The following is a 20,960-nucleotide window of genomic DNA, read 5'->3' as shown; positions in this document are numbered from 1 at the left end:
AGGAGGCTCCCTCCTCCCCGGGTACGCTGTCCTCCCGAGGACGTCGCCCCAGGTTCTTCGCTGAGAGCTGTCGGCAACCGGAGGGAACACCCATGCTCCCAGGCAATCGCTCGAGCTGGAGGGCGCTCGTCGCCGCTCTGGCCACCATCGTCGCGGCGACTGGCGCTTCGGCGCAGACGCCGCCGCCATCATCCGCGCAAGCCGCCCCGCGTCCTCCCACCCCCCCCGCGGCCGGACTCCCCTCCGACGCGGAGTTCCAGGCGGCGATGCAGAAGGCCTATGCGGCGAACAAGGGCGTCACCGAAGGCAAGAACGCCGACTACATCCCGGCGCTCGCCAAGGTCGACCCGTCGTTGTTCGGCATTGCCATCCTCACCGCGGACGGCAGGGTCTTCTCTGTCGGAGCTGACAGCCATGCCTTCTCCATCCAATCCATCTCCAAGCCCTTCGTGGCCGCGCGGCTGATGTCCGAGATGGGCATCGAGAACATGGAGAAGAAGATTGGAGCGAATGCCACCGGCCTCCCCTTCAACTCGATTGAGGCCATCGAGCGGAACAAGACGTCGGAGGATCCGCCCACCGGCAATCCCCTGGTGAACGCGGGCGCCATTGCCACGGTGGGAAACCTGAAGGCCGCCAACAGCACCGAGCGCTGGAACAGCGTGCAGGGGACGCTCAGCGCGTTCGCCGGCCGCAACCTCCCGGTGGATGACGAAATCTACAAGTCCGAGGCGGCCACCAACACCCGCAACCGCTCCATCGCGGACCTGCTCAAGGCGTATGAGGTGATTCCGGGCAACCCGGCGGAAGCGCTCGATGTCTACACGCGGCAGTGCTCGGTGGCGGTGAACGTGAAGGACCTGGCCGCCATGGGCGCCACCCTCGCGGCGGGAGGCCTCAACCCCCTCACCGGCAAGCAGGTGGTGAGCGCCGACGTCGCCGCGCGCACGCTCGCGCTGATGATGACCGCCGGCCTCTACGAGGACTCCGGGACGTGGGCCTTCGACGTGGGCGTGCCCGCCAAGAGCGGCGTGGGCGGCGGCATCGTCGCGGTGGTGCCCGGGAAGTACGCCGTGGCCGCGTTCTCCCCACCGCTGGACAAGGCCGGCAACAGCGTGCGCGCGCAGCGGGCCATCGAGTCCATCGTGAAGGACCTCGGCGGCAACGTCTTCCGCGTCGCCCAGCGGCCCACGCGCAAGCCCGCCCCGCGGTAGGCGGGTGGCCCCGCGCTCACTGCTCCTTCTTGATCTTGAAGACGTGGTTGAACGAGTACTTCATCGAGAACTGGATGCGGTAGTCATCATAGACATACCCGCCTCCTGAATTGCGCCGCTGCCCCCACTGGAACTCCGGGCCGAACAGGAAGCCCTCCGTGGGGTGCACCAGCACGTTGGCCAGGGCGTAGTGCCCGATGTTGAAGGCCTGCTCGCCCTGGCCGTTCGAGTTGCTCACATTCACGAACGAGTGCCCGAGCGTGCTGGTCAGCCACGGGGTCCAGCTCAAATCGAGGAAGGCGACCGTGCCCAGCACGTCCAGCCCCACGCCCTCGACGGGCCGCGCCGGGTCCTCCGGGTTCAGCTGGATGGCGATGTCCGATGCGGCGTCATTCAGGTAGTTCTGGATGGCATTGCCGTAGACGAACTGCAGCTTGAGCACCGCCGCCTTCCACGGGAGCTTCACGCTCGAGCTCACGTTGACGCCCCAGCCCACCGCGTCTCCGGCCAGGTCGAGCGCGTCGGTGCCCAGGTCATCCCATTTGAGGTAGCGCAGAATCCCCGCCACCTGGAGGTGGCCGAGCGCTCCGGTGTACCGGTAGTGGGCCACGAGGTCGGGCGCGGGAAAGCGTGAGGTGACGTCCTCCAATTCGTTCCGGTCGGCGAACCGGTCCAGGTCCGCCGCTCCGCCCGGGCTTTCGATGGAGACGTGCACCTGAGAGGGCGTGCCCTGGAGCGGACGCCAGCGAATCTGCGCGTTCCGGTAGAGCACCATCCCGCTGGGTCCCCAGTACTCGATGGAGTTCGGGAACACGTCGGGGTCCATGAACCCGCTCCACGTCTGCCCGGCGCCGAACTGCCCGAGCTCGCCGAAGGCGTGCCGTAGCCGGAAGGCCGTCCGCCCCGCATCGTCGCCGACGCCGAACAACTCCGCTTCGAGGTGGACCTTCAGCTCGCCCGGGGGCGTGAGCATGAAGCTCTTGACGCCGAGCCGGCTCTGCCGGACGCCGAAGAACACCCGTCCTTCGCCGCCGAACTCGCCGTCGAACGCGGGCAGCTTCGTGGGGCGCACCACGTCGAACCAGTCCGGGTCGATGGTTCCGAAGTTGTAGCCGGTGTCGACCATCGCGAAGCCGTAGATCTCCACCCGGGGCCCCGAGGGCTTCTCCTCGTCCTGCGCATCCGCGGGGAGTGCGCCGAGACACGCCAGCACACCGGCCCCCATCGCTGCCGACCGCATGATTCGCATCCGGCCTCCTGGAAGGGACCGGAGGGTGGGTGAAGGCACCGGCCCCGTCCATGCGACTCGCGTGCGTCGCGGCATCGGCCACCACACAGTGGGCGGTGGGACGGGAGCGGCAGTGCCCGGGAGTGCACACCTCCTTCGTCAGCTGCTGGTAGACGGTCCGGCTCCAGGCGCCGCAGGTCGTCAGAGGGCCTGGACGTCCCACGCGACGTCGAGGCGCTCGTGCCTCCGGACGGTGACGCTCTTCAGGAAGCCCGGCTTCTGCCCCGGTACGAGCCGGAGCCCCGGCAGACTCCGGAGCAGGGCCTCCAATGCCAGACGTGCCTCGAGCCGAGCCAGCGGCGCGCCGATGCAGAAATGGAGGCCCTGCCCGAAGGCGAGGTGCTTCTTGACGTCAGGCCGCCGGATGTCGAAGCGCTCCGGCTGGTGGAAGCGGGCCTCGTCGCGGTTGGCCGACGCGTAGACGATTCGGATGTGGGCTCCCTTGGGGATGGAGACTCCCCCGAGCTCCACCGTCTCCAGCGCCGTACGGAACATGGCATGCACGGGGGAGATCATCCGCACCGCCTCCTCGACCGCACCCGCGATGAGGGCCGGGTCGTCCCGGAGTGCCTGCAGATGCTCCGGATTCTCGAGCAGGAGCTCCACCGCGCCCACGATGAGGCCCGCGGTCGTTTCGTGTCCCGCGAAGTGCACCTGCATCAGCAGGCTTACCAGCTCCGCCATGCTCATGGGCGGCGTCATCCCCTGTGCCCCGGTGACGATGTCGCTCATCAGGTCCTCCCGGGGAGACGTCTTCCGCTCCTCGAGCGCCGCGGCGAGATAGCGCTGGAACTCGACCACGCCTCGCGCGCACGCGACCTGGTGCTCCACGGGTCCATGGGCCGCGAGGACCGTGGTCAGCTCGTCGGACCAGCGCCGGAACCTGTGAATGTCCGAGCGGGGGATTCCGAGAATCTCCGCGATGATGCTGGACGACAGCGGATGCGCGAACCGGAGGAACAGGTCCCCCTGCCCCTCATGCCGGAAGGAGTGGATGAGCTCGTCCACGAGGGTGCGGATGAAGGGCTCCTTCTCCGCGAGGCGCCGCCCGGTGAAGGCCTTGCTGACGAGGCTCCGGAAGCGCGTATGCGCTGGAGGGTCATTGTCGACGAGGCTGGGCGCCAGGGGATAGCCGTCCATCAGCGCGGAGACCACCTCCGGCGGAGTCGTCGCGGCGCCCACCGTGATGGACTCGGCGGACGAGAAGCGTGCGGTATCGGCGACCACTGCGCTGATGTCCGCATGGCGAGTCACCACCCACGACCCCAGCGCCGGGCTGAAGAACACCGGCTCCTCCCGCCGTGCACGCGCCAGGAACGGGTGGGGATTCTCGAGGTGCGGAGAGTGGAGCGGGTGGTACTCGGCACCAAGTGCTGAAGGGGCATGGGTCTTGGACATACGTGCGCTGACCTCAACGGTTCGTGGGGTGGGCAGCAGCTTCACAGTGGACGCTGGGATTCGTGCGTCAGCGCTTGCGCGCCTCGATGAGGCTCACGCCGCTCGGGGCGGGAGTGATGCGCTCCAGCGCCCAGCCGGTGCTGGCGAGCAGCTCCTCGTACTCGCGGGCCGTGCGCTCGCGTCCATCCGCGAGCACGAACATGTTGAGGTCGAGGAGGGCCGTGCGCGAAGGCTCCCCGCCGTCCGGCATCACCATCTCCACCACGAGCAGCCGGGCTCCCGGCAGTGCGGCGCCATGAATCTGCCGGAGGATGGCGGTTGACGAGGCGTCGTCCCAGTCATGAAGGATGTGCTTGAGGAGGTAGGCCTCCGCGGCTGGGATGACTGGCTCGAAGAAGCTCCCCGCCACCAGGTCCATCCTCTGGCCCAGCCCCTCCGCCTCCACACGGGCCCGGGCTCCGTCGATGACGTGCGGGAGATCGAAGAGGATGCCTCGGCAGGAGGGGTGGGCCTGGAGCACGGCGGCGAGCAACACGCCCTGGCTCCCCCCCACATCGACCACGCGGGCATAGGCTGAGAAGTCGTGGAGGCGTGCCACGTCCGCGGCGGCGAAGCTGGAGAAGCTGCCCATCGCACGGTCGAAGTGCGAGGACTCCTCAGGGTTCTTTACGTAGTGCTCCCAGAGGTTGACCCCCAGCGCCTTGTGGGCCGTGGCGCGGCCCGTCTGCACGGCCGTGAAGAGGTCTCCCCAGGGCCGCCAATGGCCGGGGGCGGTCAGCATGATGGCCATGTCATGCATCGACCCGGGCACCTCCGAACGGAGGCAGGCCCCCAGAGGGGTGAGTGTGAACGTACGGGGAGGCACCTCCGTGAAGAGGCCCGCGACCACCCCCCCGCGCATCAGACGGTACAGCCCATCCGGGTGGGCGCCCACTTGTGGCGCCAGCGCGTCGCTCGCGAGAGGACCGCTTGCGAGCAAGTCCGCGAGACGAAGTCGCGCGACCACACCGATGATCTGGGAGATCCAGTAGCTGGAGATGTGCCCCAGGAGCTGCTGCGGGAGATTCGGCGGAAGTGTCGGGTCCATGGAGGACGGCAGCATAGCGAATAGCGTGATGCCCGCCGAAAAAGCAGGGCACGCGAGATGGGCAGACGGGTGCTGCAATGGACCCGCCTACGAGCGTGACCCAGAGCCCCTTCGGACCCCGTCATCACGTGACGTCCCCGCCCACCAACCGACGGATGCCCTGGAGCTTGTCGGGATTGCGCGTGACGTAGATGGCGACGATGCGGTCCTCCTCGAAAGCGAACGCGGTGGTCTGCAACACACCATCCGGTTCCACGGTCACGATGGCCGGCAGTCCGTCGATGGGCCCCTCGTAGACGAGCCGCGAGGCGTTCAGCCCGAAGCGCTCCCGCAGCCCATTGAAGAAGCGCAGGACCTTGTCCGCGCCGTAGATGGGGTTGGGGGCTGCCTTCACCTTGCCGCCGCCGTCGGTGTACGTGACGACGTCCTGGGCGAGCAGCGCCTGGAGCGCATGCATGTCGCCGCTCCGGGACGCGGTGAAGAATGCCGAGGCCAGCTCGCGGCCCTTGCCTTCCGACACCGGGAAGCGGGGCCGGGCCTCGCGCACGTGGCTCCGTGCCCGGCTGGCGAGCTGACGGCAGGCCGCGGGGTCGCGGTCGATGGCCCGCGCCACCTCGTCGAAGTCCATGCCGAACACGTCATGCAGCAGGAACGCGGCCCGCTCCAACGGGGACAGGCGCTCCAGGGCCATCATCAGGGTCAGCGTCAAGTCGTCACCCTCCACGGCTTCGACGATGGGCTCTGGGAGCCAGGTCCCCACGTACTGCTCGCGCTGGACGCGGGCGGACTTCAGGACGTCGAGGCACAGGCGCGACACCGTGCGGACGAGCACGGCCTCGGCATCCCGCACGACGGAGCGGTCCGTCTGGTGCCAGCGCAGATACGCCTCCTGCACCACGTCCTCCGCCTCCGCGACACTGCCCAGCATCCGGTATGCGATGCGGAGCAGGCGCGGACGGAGCGGGTCGAAGGCGTCCTCGGGAGTCACCTCAGGCGGCTTCACTGCGCGGGGACACCGGATGGATGGACTGGAAGCCGATGGAGATCCGGTTCCAGATGTTGATCATCCCGATGAGCAGGGTCAGTTTCACGCTCTCCTCCTCGCTGAAGTGCGCCCGCATCGCAGCATAGTCCGCATCCGGCGCGTGAGTCTGGGAGACGAGCGTCAGGGCCTCGGTCCAGCCCAGGGCCGCCCGCTCGCGGTCGGTGAAGAGGGGCGACTCCCGCCAGGCGGACAGCAGGTAGATGCGCTCCTCGGTTTCTCCGTGCTTGCGGGCGTCGAGGGCGTGCATGTGGATGCAGAAGGCGCAGCCGTTGAGCTGCGAGGCGCGGATCTTCACCAGCTCCGTCAGGCTCGCCTCGAGCCCGCTGCCCTGGACCTTTCCTGCGAAGTCGAGCATTTCCTGCATCACGGCCGGCGCGGCGGCAAAGGGATTCATCCTGGCCTTCATGGGTGTGGCTCCGTTTTTCGGGGCAGGAACATCCTGTCCGCCCCCAGGACGACTCACCCACGCAGCCTGTGACATGGGCATTTCGGAAGGGATTCTCCCTCTTCGAACGCCACGTGGCCTCTGGGTCAGACGTCCAGCCGCCAGAGCTGGTTCTCCGCCCCTTCGCTCCTCATGGGATAGGTGATGAGCCGCCCCGTGCCGTCCGCCTTGGCGCCCTCGATGTCGAGTACGAAGCCATTCAGCTGGCTCTGGATGTAGTAGGTGCCGCGGACTCGGCCGGGCACGAGCTGCCACACCTGATTGGGCTGGCCGTGGGCCTCCCACATGACGACGGCGGTTCTCGGGGCCTTGTTGGCTCCCTCCACGTCGAGTACGAGCCCGTTGAGCCGGCTGCGGATGAGGTAGCCGCCCCGCGTGGGCACCAGCTCCCACTTCTGGTTGTCATTGTCCTCGCGGTTGGACTTGGCCGGGTAGGCGACGAGCCCCGCGCCGGGCGAGCGGTTGTTGCCCGCGATATCGATGACGAGCCCCGCCAGCCTGCTGCGGATGAAGGTGCTGCGCTGGGCGCGCGACTCCCCCCGGCCAGGGTTCCAATCCCGTCCGCCGGGGTCTCGGTTCCAATGCGAAGGCGGCGGAGGGGGCGGCGCGGGGCGCGCCTCGCCCTGGCACCAGCCCGCGGGGCTGCACGTGCGTGCGCCATCGCACTGCGAGCTGTCGTGGCAGCGGTTGGGTCCGGGGCGGTTGCGCGACTCGTCCCATCGGTACTCCGGTCCCGGCCCCGCCGCCGCCGTCAACGGCAGGAGCAGAAGCGCGAGCACCGCCCATCCCTTGCCCTTCGCGGACGACCGGTTTTCACGCGCACGACCATCCTCGGAGCCACTCCGAATCGCCAGCATGGGACTTTCCTTGTTGAGGGTTCCAGGAGAGGGGCGGTGCTCGCCGCCCCCTCTCCTCATGCCCTTCATGACGGGGGCACAGGGATTTCATTCACCTCCCTGTCCATGCGCGCTCGGGTACGACATCTCCGTCAAGGTGCTGATACCCGTACAGGGGGCGGGGCCAGAAACGCGGTCCGAGCCCCGTCGCCCCCTCGCGTCGAGCATAGGAAGGCCGGTCACCACCGCCGGGTCGTTGAGGACAGCCAGCTCAGGGCTCTGGGAAGCCGTCGCGCACCCACGCGTTGGCGACGTCTCTGTTAAACTTGAAGTTCGCGGGCACGCGATGCTTCGCGACGGTAGCGCCCGCGTCGTCGATGGCCGAGAGCAGCGCGTGGGGCTCATACTCATCGGCCACGAGCTCGAGCCGAACCTCGTACCAGCGGCCCTCCCAGGCGATGGAGAGCTTCTTGGTCATGGCCTGGTCGCGCTGTGAGGCGGAGCGGTCGAGGACCTCCGACGCCGTTTTCACGAAGGTCGCGAACGCCGGCCCGTCGAAGGGCTTGGGGTTCTTCTTGTCGCGGCCCATCACCCACGGACTGATGAGGACGGGCTCGGCGAGCCCCTGCTTGCGGATTTCCACGGCCCAGCCGTCGTCCTCCTCGTTCTTGATGACCCTGGCCGTCCAGCCGTTCTTCCGCCAGAACGTGGGCTCCATCACTTCGGGCTCGGCAGGCGTTCGCTCGTCGCTCATGGCGTTCCTCATACCCTCTGATGGCCATTTTTTTGTCAGAGAAGTAGCTGTCCCCTGCGCCACAGAAGTCCCCCCCGCGCTCGACATCCTCGCGGCCGAGCGCTCCTCGCAACGCTGCTCGCTGGATTGGAGGCGGCGGGAATCGAACCCGCACGGGCGGGCTTGGTCCCTACTCGGGCCACGTGGTGACGTCCAAGTGCGCCGACGCCATGCCCCTGCACCGGCTCGCCCAGCAGATTGCGAGGAGCGGGTGCCCATGGGCTGTGCCGCGATGGGACGCGTGGCGCGCTGGCACTGGAGCGCCTGTCGCGAATGGAGGATGGCCACCTGGCGTACCGGATGAAGCACCCGCTGCGCCCTGATGCGGCGCGGCAAGCCCGGCCGCGCCGACGCGAACCGAAGCAACTCTCGTTCTCGGCCGTCGAGAATTGGGAAACACCATGCGAACCCATCCCCACCGCCCCCGCCTCCACGTCGGCTCCACCGGCAACCGCGTCCAGAAGGTCGAAGAGCGCCTGGAGTCGCTCGGCTACCTCAAGAAGGGTACCGCCGACGACCGCTTCGACGCCCGCACCGCCAATGCGGTGGTCGACTACAAGCAAGACCACGGCTGGAAGGGGAAGCCGCAGGGGGTTGTCGGTGAGCGGATGGCTCACTCGCTGAGGCACACCGACGCCGACAGCACCGGAGGCGCCACCACCGCCCAGGCCAGCGCGACTGGCGGCAGCGACGGCAAGAACAAGACCCCGTCGACGCTCAAGGGCGCGACCTACAACGTCGAGCGCGACCGCAGCCCCGCGGAGGTGAAAGACAAGCTGGGCACCTTCGCCAGGCGCAACAAGCTCGACTTCATCCAGCTCCAGGAGATCAACGGCTATCACAAGGCCCTGGAGAGCATCCCCGGCTACCACCTGGTGACCTTCCCCAAGGCCAAGGACCACGGCGAGTCGGGCATCCTCGTCAAGGACAGCCTGCTCGCCAAGCAGGCCACGTACATCCAGGGCGAGGGCGGCTGGACCACCGTGCGCGGCGGCCACGCCCCGCCGCGGGCGGCCACCGCGGTCCAGCTCGCGGGCTGGCTGAAGGTGGTCTCGGCCCACCAGCCGCCCTCGGTCGACTGGAAGAACGGGCAACCCGTCGGGCCGGAGAACCGGGTGAAGACCTACAAGTCGCTCTCCGAGAAGCTGCTCGCCTTCGCGAAGCGGCAGCTCGAGAAACACCCCGACCAGGCCCTGCTCATCGGCGGCGACTGGAACGAGGAGGCGTCGACCAAGGGGAAGTGGTCGCCCGGCTGGATCGCCCAGCAGGCGGGCATGACCACCCACGGCGGCGCGAAGACCCACGGCAACGCCAGCATCGACTGGGAGATGTCCACCGGGTGCCGGGTCTCGAATATCAAGGCCGGCCCGACCCTCGGCTCGGATCACAACATCGTCACCTTCACCGTGAGCCGCCCGAAGGGCAAGGGCTGAAGCGCGGCCTGGGCTGATTCGAGCGCTCGAAACGACCGCGCCCCTTGCTCCCGGACGGGACGAGCCGGAGGCTCGCGGAGCTCGTGTATGGGGGTGAGCACCACCATGGCACCCACCCGCTCGGGGTTCGGACACGCGCGGGCGGCTCGTGCTCATCCAGTAAAACTAATATTCCGTAAAAACAAAAGGTGCTGCCATGGACAATTCAGCAACAGGCAATGGCCGGATTCGCCAAGCGCATGTGGAGCAGACGAAGGGCGAAGGGCTGAGCAGAAGAGCCCTCATTGGCGGAAGTGGCGCGCTTGCCGCGCTCGCATTCGGCGGCACTTTGGCTGCTCCGCGGACCGCTTTCGCAGCGGGCGGCTACATCTACCCGACCTCGTCGCGAGCGGTCTCCGATTCCTTCGCAGACCACGTGGCCCGGGGATCCGTGAATCCGGGAACCGACTACGTGTGCCCGACCGGAACGCGCGTCGTCGCGGTGAAAGCGGGCACGGTCGTGGGTGTCACGAATACCATCGGCGGTTCCGGGGGCCGCATGGTGTTCATTGACCATCCCGATGGGTCAAAGACGGACTACCTGCACCTTTCTTCAATCCAAGTCTCCCTGGGTGCTCAGGTCGCACAGGGACAACAGATTGCGCTCTCGGGTGGATCCGGGAACGGTTCGGAAAACGGCTACGGAGCTCATCTGCACCTCGCTCTTCACATCGGTGCCGGTGCGCAGCACGGAACTCGAGGCGGCTCCGTGGACTTCGAGGCTTACGTCGGAGAGGGAGGCGCGAGCGCGCCGGGAACGCTCCGGCAGGTTTACTCCACCAACGCGGGTGCAAGTTGGCAGAGCGGCGACACGGGGTTGCTGTTCAATCCCTCTCAGCTTTCCGCCGTCAACATGGGTGGGTCCTGGCCGCAGCTCATGATGACGCAGGAAGGCGTGCTCTATCAGGTCTATGGAATAAGCAGTGGATGGACCTTCGGCAATACCGGTATCGCGAGCAACCCAACCTCGATGAGCGCGGTGAACATGGGCGGCTCCTGGCCGGCCGTGATGAGTATCGAGAACAGCACCCTCTTCCAAACCGTGGGAACGTCTTCGGGGTGGCAGAAGCTCTCCACCGGCCTGACGTTGATCGGCCAGATCTCCGCCGTCAACATGGGCGGTAGCTGGCCGACGATCATGTTGGCCCAGGGCGGCGTGCTCTATCACGTCTACGGAACGACGTCCGGATGGAAGGTCGCGTCCACGGGAATTGCAATCAATGGGCAAATCTCGGCCGTCAACATGGGCGGCGGCGTGCCTCAGGTGATGGCGATCGAGAACGGGTATCTCTACCAGATCTGGGGCGACGCGGCGGGCTGGCACAAGCAGTCGACCGGCTTGAATCTGATCGGCCAGATCTCGGCGGTTGCAACGGGGACCACCTGGCCCACCGTCATGCTCGATCAAGGAGGAGCGCTCTATCGCGTGTGGGGGGATACGTCCGGCTGGCACGTCCAGCCAACGGGAATCTCCGGAACGGGCCGTTTCTCGGCGGTTTATATGGGCGGTGGTGTACCGCAGGTGTTGAAGATCGGCTGACCGGCGGAGCGTTCCCCGTCGAGAAGCGGTCCACTGAACAAACGGCATGAGCACCGGACGCGCGAGCCACACGCTCGACGTGCCTCAGTCCCACTTCACGGCGTGGTGAAGAGGGAGCTCGCGGCCTGTGCAGAACTCTGGGGCAGCCCTGCGAGTGACTGGAACGGGCGGTGCTTCGGGTCGTGGCCGGTGACGTCCAGGGCCGTCACCAGCACGAAGTAGATGGAGCCGGGCAGGAGCGTGCCGGGAGGCAGCCGCACCTGCGTGGTCGAGCCGGGCACGCGGAGGGTGGTCTGGTAGCGCGCGAGGTAGTAGCCCCCGTTATTCTCGAGGCGGTAGAGGGCCACGTTGTAGCCGGTGGGCGTGCCCACGTCGGGTGGCAGCCACGCGATGACGGGACTGGCGGCGCCTACCTGCCGCTGCACGTTCGCATCCAGGCCGTCGATGGTCAGCCCGCGGGGTGGAGTGATTCGCGGGACGATGGGCGCCGCGACGAGGTCGTCCAGCCGGTCATGGATCCTCAGGGCCCGGAAGCTCATGGCGAAAGTCTGGCCGGAGCCATCCGGCACCACGTTCCGGTAGCTCATCGAATAATCCGCGGTTGCTATCCGGGCCCAGGACGAAGGGAACGGATCGCCGTAGGCCAGGCGCCGCGTGAAGGTGTACGCGGCACCCGCGGGAAGCTGGAGGTTGAGCAGGCCGCTCGAGTAGCTCACCCAGCCGTCCTCGGGTCGGTGCGGGGCCGCATCGACGAAGAGCAGGGGCCTCCCGGAAACCGCGGAAGGGTGCAGCTGCCTGGCGGGGGCGAGGAACTCGGAGAGGCGCCACTCGACGGACAGCTCCCGGGTCGGCACCGGCTGCATCACTCCGCCGAGCGGCAGCGGTGTGACGCCATCCGGGGTGAAGTCGAAGGGCGTCAGCTCCAGGCTGCGCACCACGGTGAGGTGGGTCAGCGCGCCACCGTCCGGCAGCGTGCCCGCGTCCACGGCGCCGAGCTGATTCACATACATCGAATCCCCCTTCGCCGCCTCGAAGATGGGGAAGGTGTTGGCCAGGTTCCAGGCCCAGGCCTGGGTGGTGGACATGCTCGTCTGTCCGTCCACGGGGTCTTCGTCGAAGAAGACCTCACCCATCACCGCGACCTGCCGGGAGAGGAACTCCAGTCTGGAGGGCTGGACCGCCTGGCTTCCGTACGTGACCCAGGGGGCGAGGTTCGTCAGGTCGAGCTGGAGGGGCGACATGGTGACGCTGGTGTGGACCACGTCCGACCGGCCGATCTCTTCCGAGCCGAGCTCCACGTGCCGTGAGTCCGTGAGGATGTAGTTCGAGCCCGTGCGCAGGTAGTACGTGCCCTGGGGCACTCCCGCGTACTGGTAGCCGCCATCGGTGAACGTACCGTCGATGCGGGTGAACGTCCCGGCGTCGGGGATGAGCAGGTAGGGCGGGTTGGCCGACATGCCCGAGGGCCTCTCGGCGATGCCCACCAGCGTGTAGTACCGCGAGTGGCTCGTCACCCGCACCGTGTCGCCGCCAGGCGCGCCCCCATCACCGGGCTCGCACCCCGCGCTGAGCGGCTCGCCCATCCAGGTACCGCCTCCACTCTGGGGCCCCTGCATTCCCACCGGTGACGAGGCGTCGGGCTCACCTCCCGCGCAGCCCAACCACGTGACACAGACCACGGCCCACAGCGGACGAAAACGATGCGGCTTCATGGGACCTCCTCCAGGTGAGCTGCGACGCGGCAAGGCGGGCTGCGGCGGCTCCCTGGAGGAGAACTGCCCGGGTCACCCGATGGGCGGCCCGGGCAGGAGCTCATCACCAGTCGTAGCCGTGGTAGCTCTTCAGCGCGATGACCTTGCCGCTGTTCGGGTAGTACAGGACACCGTACTCGGCGTACCTGTGGCAGTTGTGGCAGGGGATCTCCTCCCAGGCGAACCACGCCTGGATGGGGCCACCGCCCGCGAACGCGTCGATGTGGGCCAGCAGCGGGTCGCTGCTCGAGTAGAAGAAGTAGTTGTTGTCCACCAAGCCGGCGCGGTCGGTGACCTCGCCCCAATCAGACGGCGGCACGGACTGCGTCGTCCAGTGGAGGTCGTCCACCACCGCCTGGACGGTCACCGGCGTGGCCGGGCACTCCGGGGTGCTGTACGCGTCGATGCCGACCAGCCCGTACCACGTCGTGGCCGAGGAGTCGGAGTTGAGCGCCTGGCGCGCGAGCCCCTGGGGCGGGAAGTCAATCGCGGTGAGCGACAGCGGCTGGCCCGGGAGCACCTCGCAGGCGCTCGCGTACATGCAGCGCTGCACCTGGCGGTAGGTGCCGCACGCGCCGAAGTCCAGCGTGCCCGCGGGCTGCGCGTGGATGCAGTTGTAGACGGACAGCTGGCAGGCGGGGGACGGCCACGTGTTGTACGGGTCGTCGTTGGTGCTGATGGCCAGCCCGGTGACGCGCACCACCAGGCGCGCCGTCTCGTCCACCACGGTGCCGTTGTTCAGCGCGGCGGTGAAGGTGAGGGGAATCGTGTGCGGGTCCACGGCCTGGTGCACCGCCGGGTAGCGCCAGTCCAGCTGGAAGGTGTCCGCGTCCACGCGGGAGACCGTCGGCACGCCGTCCGGCGCGGTGACAGTGAGCGACGTGGCCGCCGAGTCCACCCGGCCGCGATACATCAGGTTGTCGGTGCCGGCGGCATTGCGCACGTAGACCGGGTCGACGTTCTCGAAGACGTTGATGGAGGTCGGCCCGCGGAAGTCGAAGAAGCGGGGCGCGAGGATGATCTGCGCGTAGTACCGCGTCGGCGAGCCCGTGAAGGTGTCGATGGAGACCAGCAGCGGCAGCCCGGAGAGCATCGTGTTCAGCTCATGGCCCTCCTCGAGGACCACCTCGAAGCGCCGCTCGCTGATGACGTTCGCCGTGCCGAAGGCGTCATCCGGCACGAAGCTGAAGACATCCTGGATGTAGCGGTTGGTGGTGCCACGAATCACGAGCACGCGACGGTTGTTGCGCGTCTCGAAGGTGCCCAGCGTCTCGAAGCTGAGCTCGTGCGTGCCCGTGGGCTCGTACGCGTAGATGCGGGTGGCCGTCGCCGCGGCGGTGGAGACTCCCGTCTCCTCCACGGGGACTCCCAGCGACTCTTCGGGGGACGTGTTGCCACAGGCGGTGGCGCCGAGGGACAGGGCGCAGGCAAGCGCGAAACTACGGAACTTCATGTGGTTCCTCCAGGTGAAGAATTCCGGGGATACCACATGCTCCCGACGCAAGCCTGACGCGGCATGTCTCAGACGTGTGACGACACACGTGCATCTCCTCCTGAGGTCGCGCGGAGGATAGGGCGCGCTCGCGAAGGGGGCCGTACCACCAAAGTGGTATGCCCCCGGCTTCCCGGGCCTCCCTCCATGCCCTGCTCATGGGGCTGCTGCTCACCGCTCCGGACGCAGCAGCGCCCTCGAACGCACGGGAAGGCGGCCGCCCTCCTGGCTGCTCAGTGGACGTGGGGCCCGGCCCTGCGATGTACGGAGTGCCTACCCTTCGGGGCATGAGACGCTCAGAGACGGAGACGGCCAGCATCCTGCTGGTGGATGACATCCCGGCCAACCTGGTGGCGCTGGAGGCCATCCTGGCGCCGCTGGGCCAGCGCCTGGTGCTGGCTCGCTCGGGGCGGGAGGCGCTGGCGGCGCTGCTGCAGCAGGACTTCGCCTGCATCCTGCTCGACGTGCAGATGCCGGGGATGGACGGCTTCGAGACGGCCCGGCTCATCAAGGGGCGGGAGCGCACGCGCCACGTGCCCATCCTCTTCATCACCGCCTTCTCTGGCGAGGAGTCGCTGGTGCAGCGGGGCTACGCGCAAGGAGCGGTCGACTACATCGTGAAGCCCTTCAACCCGGACATGCTGCGCACCAAGGTGGCGGTGTTCGTGGACCTCTACCTCCAGTCGCAGCACCTGAGCCGGCACGCGGAGCTGTTGCGCGACCGGGAGCGCGAGGTGATGGGGCGCGAGGCCGAGGAGCGGCTCAGGGCCGCGGCGCTGGACGAGCTGCAGCTGGCCCCCGAGCCGCTGGTGCTCACCGATGCGCTCATGGCCGCCGCCCCGGTGCCGATGGCCATCCTCTCCCCGGAGCTGCGCGTGCTGCGCATCAACGACGCCTGGGCCCACCTGTGGGAGACCAGCGCCGCCATCCTCGCCGGACGCCGGGTGAGCGAGGTGGCGCCCGTCCTGGCCCTGGACCTCGAGGTCCCCGTCTCCCAGGTCCTCTCCTCGGGGCGGCCCCTGACCGACCTCCACCTGGTGCCCGCGCAGCGCGACGGCGCCCGCCGCAACGACCGCCTGCTGGCGAGCTACTTCCCGCTCTCGGCGCGCGAGGGCGCCCCGTCCGCGGTCGGCGTGCTCTTGCGCTCGGAGTCTGGCGAGCTCGCGCAGCCCTCCCGCCCCGAGGCCCATCACTCGCGCAGCGTGCACTGAGGCGCCAGGGAGCCGTTACGCCAGGGCCGGGCGCCGCACCACCTCGGCCAGCCCGCCCAGAAGCCTCAGTGCCGCCTCACGAGAGGGGAGCCCCGCCCGGACCACCAGCTCCTCAGAGTGACGGCTCGCCTCCACGTCGCGCTCCAGCTGGCGCAAGGCCTCCACCTTGGCCTCGTGAAGTCGTGCGCTCCCCGCGACACCCAGCCGACGCGAGGCCCAGGAATCAATCGCCCAGGACAGCTCCGCGTGGCCCAGCTCTTCCTGCGCGATGGCTGTCATGGCCTCACGCACCTCCGCATCCGCCGCGGTGCGGGCCTGCCAGCCCGCCATCAGCGCTCCCAGCGACTCGCGAACGCACCCCTCCTCGGCGTTCTCCAGCGCCATCGCCTCCAGCGAGCGCGGGCGGAAGGGCTCCACGACCACCTCGGGAATGGACGCGCCATGGCGCAGCGCCAGGGCCTCCATCGCCCGAGCGTGGCGCACCTCCTCCTGGGCCGAACGGAGGGCCCTGCGTACCAGCAGGGCCGGGGCGCCGTGCTCCTCCAACTCCCGCGCCAGCCGCTCGAAGGCGGGAACGGAGGCCGCCTCCAGGTGGGCCTTCAGGGCAAAGAGGGCGCCCAGCTCCGAGTCCGGCTTCATCCCCCTGCCGGGCCTCACCAGACCCTCGGGGCGGCGCCCATCGCACCAGGACGAGCAGTCCGCCACGATGCCTCCATCCGGACCGGGCTGCCGGTGATGGCACTCGATGCCGTTGTAGCAGCCCGGGAGCCCCTGCTCGCAGATCTCGTCACAGGAGGCCCCCGGCCGTGGGAACACACCGCCATCCGGCAGCGTCCTCGAATAGACACTGATGAAGAATAGCGGCTCTCCACACGCGAGCAGGGGCAGCGCGGGGGCAACGAGCAGCAGGCGGGTGAAGGCGGCTCGGAGTTTCTTGCGGGACACGGAGGCCTCGTGAGGGTTTGAGGGTTCAGGCCACCCTCAGCACTGTCCATGCCAATCCCCCAGCCTCCTGTGATCGCACGCTTACGGTGTCACGTCCCCGGGGACCAGGGCATCCGCGCCAGGGGCGCTTGGGCCAATTTCTAGCGCAGCGCCGCGAGGGCCGCGCCGACCTTCGCCACCGTCACCGACACGGGCGTCGTCACCTCCGGAGCGAAGATGGCCACGCGGAGCTCCTCGAAGGCCCACCGCAGCTCTTGCGCCGCCTCCTGGTCACGCACGGTGGCGCGCCTGGCGAGGAAGGTCTCCCACAGGGGGGTGAAGGGCGCGGCCTTCCCTGCGTCCTTGCTGGGGTTCACCACCGCACGCGACAGCCGTGCCTGGGCCGCGCGGAGGTAGCGCGGGTAGTGCAGCAGGCGCGCGAAGGGAATCCACTCGATGAGGTTCGCGGGGAACAGGTGCCCGAGCTGCGAGCGGATGTCCCGCACGGCCGCCGCGCCGCTCGGCCCCTTCGATGCTGTCTTGAGTGCAGCGAGCGTCGCGGCGAGCTCCGCGGAGGTGACAACGACGGCGTTCGCCCAGTCCCGGGCCGCACTCTCGATGCGCGGTGAGCCCTCACGGACCAGCGCCTCGAAGGCCGCCTTCGTGCGGGGTAGCGGCGCACCCGGTGCGAGCTTGAACGCCTCGTCGACGCCGCGGGCGAGGACGAGCGCCCGGAAGGCGTCGGCCTGGCCCCGCGCAGGAGGCGCGCCGTCCAGGGACGGGAAGGGCAGCGGCATGCGCGCGGCGCTGACGGCCACGTGTCCGCGCGCGGCGAGCATCAGGAGCCGGCGGACCCCCGTGCGCGTGGCCGCGTCGGCGGCGGCGGAGGTCTCGAGCAGCACCAGGTCCACGGCAGCGCCCCGGTCGACGAGCGCGGGGTAGCTGCGGACGTCGAGCCCGCCGACCCGCCGGGTGACCACGGGGGGCAGCTCGCCGAAGGTCCAGGCCGTCAGCCCCTTGCGCTCCCAGTCCGAAGTCGGTGCCGCGCTGCGCAGCGCCGCCCGTGCACGCCCCCCGTGCTGCTCGAGCAGCGCGTCGGCGTCGCGGCTCCGCGCGAGCTCCTTTCCCTTCTCGTCGAGCACCCGGAGCGTGAGGCGCAGGTACGGCGCCACGGCATCCGCCCGGAAGGACTCCTCGGGTACGTCCACGCCGCACAGCCGGGACACCGCACGCGCGAGCGCTGGAATCATCGGCCCGCGGAAGGGCACCAGTTCCTTCTCGAGACGGTCGACCAGCTCCGGCACCGGCCCCAGTTGCTTGCGTTGGGCACGGGGGAGCTGCTCGAGCAGGGCGGTGAGCTTCTCCCGCTGCCACCCGGGGATGGTCCAGTCGAGCTCACCGGGGACGAGTTGGGCGAGCAGCAGCAGCGGCACGCTCAGGGTGATGCCGTCGTCCTCGGCCGCGGGGTCGAAGGTGTACGTCACCGGCACGGACGCGCCGTGCAGGGGGATGGCGTCCGGGTAGTGCGCCGGGGACAGGCCCGGGTCGTGCGAGAGGGCATCCTCCATCGAGAGGACGAGCACGTCGGGGTCGGCCGCCTCGGCCTTGCGGCGCCAGGCCTCGAAGCTCGCTCCGTCCGTCACGTCCGCCGGGAGGCGCTGGTCGAAGAACGTCAGCAGCGCCTCGCTGTCGAGCAGCTCGCTGCGCCGGGCCTTGTCCCGCAGGCGCGCCACGCGCTCGAGCACCTGCTGGTTCTCCTCCTGGAACGCCCCCCGGGTGCGGTACTCGCCGCGCACCAGGGCATGCTCGAGGAACATCAGCCGTGCCCGGGCGGGGTCCATGCTGGCCAGGGCCACGGGGCGCTCCTTGAAGACCTGAAGCCCGAAGAGGGTCGCGTTCTCCTTCACTACGGCGCGCGCGGACTTCTCCGACCAGTGCGGTTCGGAGTAGCTGCGCTTGAGCAGGTGGGGGGCCGCCGCCGCGAGCCACTCCGGGTCGAGCTTCGCCACGGTGCGCGCGAACAGCTGGGACGTCTCCACGAGCTCGAACGCCATCGCCCAGGCAGGGGGCTTTTTCGCGAGCGCCGACGAGGGGTGAACCATGAAGCGCGTCTGCTTCGCGCCCGTGTAGTGGCGCTGCTCCGGATTCCACTGGCCGATGCGGGACAGGAGCCCGGTGAGGAGCGCCTGGTGCAGGACGTCCCCACGCACCGGGGCGCCCCGGCCCTTGCGCGGCAGGCGCAGCTCGCGGACGGTCTCCTCGAGCTGGCGCTGGACGTCCCGCCACTCGCGCACCCGCAGGAAGGACAGGAAGTTGTCCCGGCACACGCGCCGCAGATGGGACGTCCCCCGGCCCTCGGCCTCGCGCACGAACGCCCACAGCTTGAGGAGCCCCGTGAAGTCCGAGTGCTCGTCACGGAAGCGCCGGTGCAGCTCGTCCGCCTTCTGCGCGAGCTCCCGTGGCCGCTCGCGCGGGTCCTGCAGGTTGAGCGCCGCGGCGACGATGAGCACCTCGTCCAGGCACCCGTACTCGGCGCCGGCGAGAATCATCCGCGCGATGCGCGGGTCCACCGGGAAGCGCGCGAGCTGGTACCCGAGCGGCGTCAAGGTGCGATCCTTGCCCTCGATGGCCCCGAGCTCCTCGAGCACCCGCCAGCCCTCGGCGATGGCCCTCGGCTGGGGCGGGTCGAGGAAGGGGAAGTCCTCGACGTCACCGAGGTCGAGGGACTTCATCCGCAGGATGACCCCCGCGAGCCCGGTGCGCTTGATTTCCGGGTCGGTGAAGGCGGGCCGCGTGGTGAAGCTCGCCTCGTCGTAGAGGCGCACGCAGATGCCCTCGCGCACGCGTCCGCAGCGCCCTTTGCGCTGGTCGGCGCTCGCCTGGGAGACCGGCTCGATGTGCAGGCGCGTGGTGCCCGAGCGTGGGTCGTAGCGCGACAGGCGCGCCACCCCCGTGTCCACGACGTATACGATGCCCGGGATGGTGAGCGACGTCTCCGCGACGTTGGTGGCGAGGATGACCCGGCGCTCGGGGATGGTGGCGAAGACGCGCGACTGCTCGGCGGCCGACAGGCGCGCATACAGGGGCTGCACCACCGTGCCGCGGAGCGAGCGCGCGTTCAGGGCATTCTCGGCCTCTCGGATTTCCCGCTCCCCGGGGAGGAACACGAGGACGTCCCCGTCCGGGTCGAGCGAGAGCACGTCCGCCACCGCATCGGCGACGGAGTCGGCGAGCTCGTCGTCCTCGGGGGGCGGCTCGTAGAGCACGTCCACCGGAAAGGTACGGCCCTCCACCTGGATGACCGGAGCCCCCCCGAAGAACTGCGAGAAGCGCTCGGTCTCGATGGTGGCCGAGCTCACCACCACCTTGAGGTCGGGGCGCCTGGGGAGGAGGCGCTTGAGCCACCCCAGCAGGAAGTCGATGGTGAGGCTGCGCTCGTGGGCCTCGTCGAGGACGACGGTGTCGTAGCGCTTCAGGAGCGGGTCGCTGTGAATCTGCGCGAGGAGGACTCCGTCGGTCATGAACTTCACGGCCGTCTGCCGGGACGAGCGGTCCTCGAAGCGAATCTGGTAGCCGATGTCCGTGCCCAGCTCCGTGCCGACCTCGCGCGCCACGCGCGCCGCCACGCTCGTCGCGGCGATACGCCGGGGCTGGGTGACGGCAATCTGGCGCGGGCGGCCGCGCCCCATGGCGAGCAGGACTTTCGGCAGCTGCGTCGTCTTCCCCGAGCCGGTGGCCCCCGCGACAATGACCACCTGATGGGCGGTGATGGCCGCGGTGATGTCCTCCACCCGGCTCGAGATGGGGAGCTCGGGGGGGAAGTGCAGGGTGGGCAAGCCGCCGGGGGCGGGGACGGGTGAATCGCCGGACATGGCAGCATGGAGTAGCACTGAAGCGCTCGCTCCGCCCCTGACGAATCGTGTGGGCACCTGCGCGCCCTGCCAGGGGGCCAGCGCAGCAGGCGCTGTGGGAGTGACGCACGGCGGAGGGATGCACTTTTTGGCGGAGCCCAATCCGACCGGTCGCCTGCGCAGGGCAGGGGGGGCTGGAGCGGCAACGGGCGGGCCTCCTCGCGGCCCTCCTGCTGCGTCCAATACGCCCTGCGGTACATGCACCTGAGGAAGGGGAGAAACACCGCGCCATCCAGATGCTGGAGGAGGGGCGGGATGCGTCTCCGGCTTGGAGACATTCTGGAGAAGTGTCCCCGACGGGATTCGAACCCGTGGGCAGGGCGATAGGAAACCTCAAGCAGGACGCGCTGTTACCCGCTATCGCCTTGAGCTCACATCGGTTCGTCATGCCGCCCCATCCCGTCTCGCCCCGTCGTGTCCCGTTCTCAGCCCCGCTGGAGGGGCACACTGGGGGCATCTGCAGACAGTCAGCGCTTCTCCAGCACAGCACTCCATCGTCGGCGTGTCCCAGGGTTTGCGAGTCACGCCATTCCGTACAGCAAGAGCGCGCCGT

The 20,960-nt window shown here is 69.0% G+C and carries 15 protein-coding genes and 1 pseudogene; 4 read left to right on the top strand and 12 right to left on the bottom strand.

Annotated elements, in window-relative coordinates; translation table 11 throughout:
• Positions 1-92: 92 nt before the first annotated feature.
• On the top strand, positions 93-1,214 hold the full coding sequence (glsA, locus tag G4D85_RS20230) for a glutaminase A (RefSeq protein ID WP_164014368.1): 1,122 nt from the start codon (positions 93-95) through the stop codon (positions 1,212-1,214).
• Between the two features lie 16 nt (positions 1,215-1,230).
• On the opposite strand, the gene G4D85_RS20225 is transcribed toward glsA, so the two are convergent.
• The 8 genes and pseudogenes from G4D85_RS20225 to G4D85_RS20195 all read right to left on the bottom strand — a co-directional run bounded on the left by G4D85_RS20225 (position 1,231) and on the right by G4D85_RS20195 (position 8,067).
• The gene (locus G4D85_RS20225) at positions 1,231-2,454 is read right to left on the bottom strand and encodes a DcaP family trimeric outer membrane transporter (protein ID WP_164014366.1); all 1,224 of its coding nucleotides are present in this window, start codon (positions 2,452-2,454) and stop codon (positions 1,231-1,233) included.
• A 189-nt stretch (positions 2,455-2,643) separates the two neighbouring features.
• On the bottom strand, positions 2,644-3,900 hold the full coding sequence (locus G4D85_RS20220) for a cytochrome P450 (RefSeq protein WP_164014364.1): 1,257 nt from the start codon (positions 3,898-3,900) through the stop codon (positions 2,644-2,646).
• A 67-nt stretch (positions 3,901-3,967) separates the two neighbouring features.
• Positions 3,968-4,690: a methyltransferase gene (locus G4D85_RS20215; protein WP_338052900.1), complete on the bottom strand. Its 723-nt coding sequence runs from the start codon at positions 4,688-4,690 to the stop codon at positions 3,968-3,970.
• A gap of 42 nt (positions 4,691-4,732) precedes the next feature.
• Positions 4,733-4,987, bottom strand: a pseudogene (locus G4D85_RS50750) (methyltransferase family protein); the annotation flags it as partial.
• A gap of 124 nt (positions 4,988-5,111) precedes the next feature.
• Positions 5,112-5,975, bottom strand: a complete 864-nt coding sequence (locus G4D85_RS20210; protein ID WP_164014491.1) for a sigma-70 family RNA polymerase sigma factor — start codon at positions 5,973-5,975, stop codon at positions 5,112-5,114.
• 1 nt (position 5,976) lies between these two features.
• On the bottom strand, positions 5,977-6,438 hold the full coding sequence (locus tag G4D85_RS20205) for a carboxymuconolactone decarboxylase family protein (protein WP_164014360.1): 462 nt from the start codon (positions 6,436-6,438) through the stop codon (positions 5,977-5,979).
• Positions 6,439-6,563: 125 nt separating this feature from the next.
• Entirely contained in the window at positions 6,564-7,256 is a 693-nt protein-coding gene (locus G4D85_RS20200; RefSeq protein ID WP_205525618.1) for an RICIN domain-containing protein, read from the bottom strand.
• Between the two features lie 328 nt (positions 7,257-7,584).
• A complete protein-coding gene (locus tag G4D85_RS20195; protein ID WP_164014355.1) occupies positions 7,585-8,067 on the bottom strand; it encodes a hypothetical protein in 483 nt (160 codons plus the stop codon).
• A gap of 440 nt (positions 8,068-8,507) precedes the next feature.
• Here G4D85_RS20195 and G4D85_RS20185 point away from each other — a divergent pair, with 440 nt between their 5' ends.
• Together G4D85_RS20185 and G4D85_RS20180 are read left to right on the top strand one after the other, a co-directional pair.
• The gene (locus tag G4D85_RS20185; RefSeq protein WP_164014354.1) at positions 8,508-9,539 is read left to right on the top strand and encodes a peptidoglycan-binding protein; all 1,032 of its coding nucleotides are present in this window, start codon (positions 8,508-8,510) and stop codon (positions 9,537-9,539) included.
• 196 nt (positions 9,540-9,735) lie between these two features.
• A complete protein-coding gene (locus G4D85_RS20180; protein WP_164014352.1) occupies positions 9,736-11,118 on the top strand; it encodes a M23 family metallopeptidase in 1,383 nt (460 codons plus the stop codon).
• Between the two features lie 95 nt (positions 11,119-11,213).
• On the opposite strand, the gene G4D85_RS20175 is transcribed toward G4D85_RS20180, so the two are convergent.
• Both G4D85_RS20175 and G4D85_RS20170 read right to left on the bottom strand, forming a co-directional pair.
• Positions 11,214-12,701, bottom strand: coding sequence for a hypothetical protein (locus G4D85_RS20175; protein WP_164014350.1), 1,488 nt, complete (start codon positions 12,699-12,701; stop codon positions 11,214-11,216).
• Between the two features lie 232 nt (positions 12,702-12,933).
• Positions 12,934-14,322 (bottom strand): hypothetical protein, encoded by a 1,389-nt coding sequence (locus G4D85_RS20170; RefSeq protein ID WP_164014348.1) that lies wholly within the window; start codon positions 14,320-14,322, stop codon positions 12,934-12,936.
• Between the two features lie 326 nt (positions 14,323-14,648).
• Here G4D85_RS20170 and G4D85_RS50570 point away from each other — a divergent pair, with 326 nt between their 5' ends.
• The gene (locus G4D85_RS50570; RefSeq protein WP_164014346.1) at positions 14,649-15,572 is read left to right on the top strand and encodes a response regulator; all 924 of its coding nucleotides are present in this window, start codon (positions 14,649-14,651) and stop codon (positions 15,570-15,572) included.
• Between the two features lie 15 nt (positions 15,573-15,587).
• On the opposite strand, the gene G4D85_RS20160 is transcribed toward G4D85_RS50570, so the two are convergent.
• Together G4D85_RS20160 and hrpA are read right to left on the bottom strand one after the other, a co-directional pair.
• A complete protein-coding gene (locus G4D85_RS20160; RefSeq protein WP_164014344.1) occupies positions 15,588-16,517 on the bottom strand; it encodes a hypothetical protein in 930 nt (309 codons plus the stop codon).
• Positions 16,518-16,657: 140 nt separating this feature from the next.
• A complete protein-coding gene (gene hrpA, locus G4D85_RS20155; RefSeq protein WP_164014342.1) occupies positions 16,658-20,368 on the bottom strand; it encodes an ATP-dependent RNA helicase HrpA in 3,711 nt (1,236 codons plus the stop codon).
• Positions 20,369-20,960 lie beyond the last annotated feature (592 nt).

The sequence above is a fragment of the Pyxidicoccus trucidator genome (assembly GCF_010894435.1).
GTDB lineage: Bacteria > Myxococcota > Myxococcia > Myxococcales > Myxococcaceae > Myxococcus > Myxococcus trucidator.
Note: the sequence above shows the minus strand (reverse complement) of the source record. Positions and strands in the feature narration are given on the sequence as shown.

Excerpts from the sequence above, each read along its gene's own strand:
- G4D85_RS20215 (WP_338052900.1), bottom strand. The coding sequence starts at position 4,690 with ATGGCCATCATGCTGACCGCCCCCGGCCATTGGCGGCCCTGGGGAGAC.
- G4D85_RS20185 (WP_164014354.1), top strand. The coding sequence starts at position 8,508 with ATGCGAACCCATCCCCACCGCCCCCGCCTCCACGTCGGCTCCACCGGC.
- G4D85_RS20220 (WP_164014364.1), bottom strand. The coding sequence starts at position 3,900 with ATGTCCAAGACCCATGCCCCTTCAGCACTTGGTGCCGAGTACCACCCG.
- G4D85_RS20205 (WP_164014360.1), bottom strand. The coding sequence starts at position 6,438 with ATGAAGGCCAGGATGAATCCCTTTGCCGCCGCGCCGGCCGTGATGCAG.
- G4D85_RS20170 (WP_164014348.1), bottom strand. The coding sequence starts at position 14,322 with ATGAAGTTCCGTAGTTTCGCGCTTGCCTGCGCCCTGTCCCTCGGCGCC.
- G4D85_RS50570 (WP_164014346.1), top strand. The coding sequence starts at position 14,649 with ATGAGACGCTCAGAGACGGAGACGGCCAGCATCCTGCTGGTGGATGAC.
- glsA (WP_164014368.1), top strand. The coding sequence starts at position 93 with ATGCTCCCAGGCAATCGCTCGAGCTGGAGGGCGCTCGTCGCCGCTCTG.
- G4D85_RS20175 (WP_164014350.1), bottom strand. The coding sequence starts at position 12,701 with ATGGGCGAGCCGCTCAGCGCGGGGTGCGAGCCCGGTGATGGGGGCGCG.
- G4D85_RS20225 (WP_164014366.1), bottom strand. The coding sequence starts at position 2,454 with ATGCGGTCGGCAGCGATGGGGGCCGGTGTGCTGGCGTGTCTCGGCGCA.
- G4D85_RS20195 (WP_164014355.1), bottom strand. The coding sequence starts at position 8,067 with ATGAGCGACGAGCGAACGCCTGCCGAGCCCGAAGTGATGGAGCCCACG.
- hrpA (WP_164014342.1), bottom strand. The coding sequence starts at position 20,368 with ATGTCCGGCGATTCACCCGTCCCCGCCCCCGGCGGCTTGCCCACCCTG.
- G4D85_RS20180 (WP_164014352.1), top strand. The coding sequence starts at position 9,736 with ATGGACAATTCAGCAACAGGCAATGGCCGGATTCGCCAAGCGCATGTG.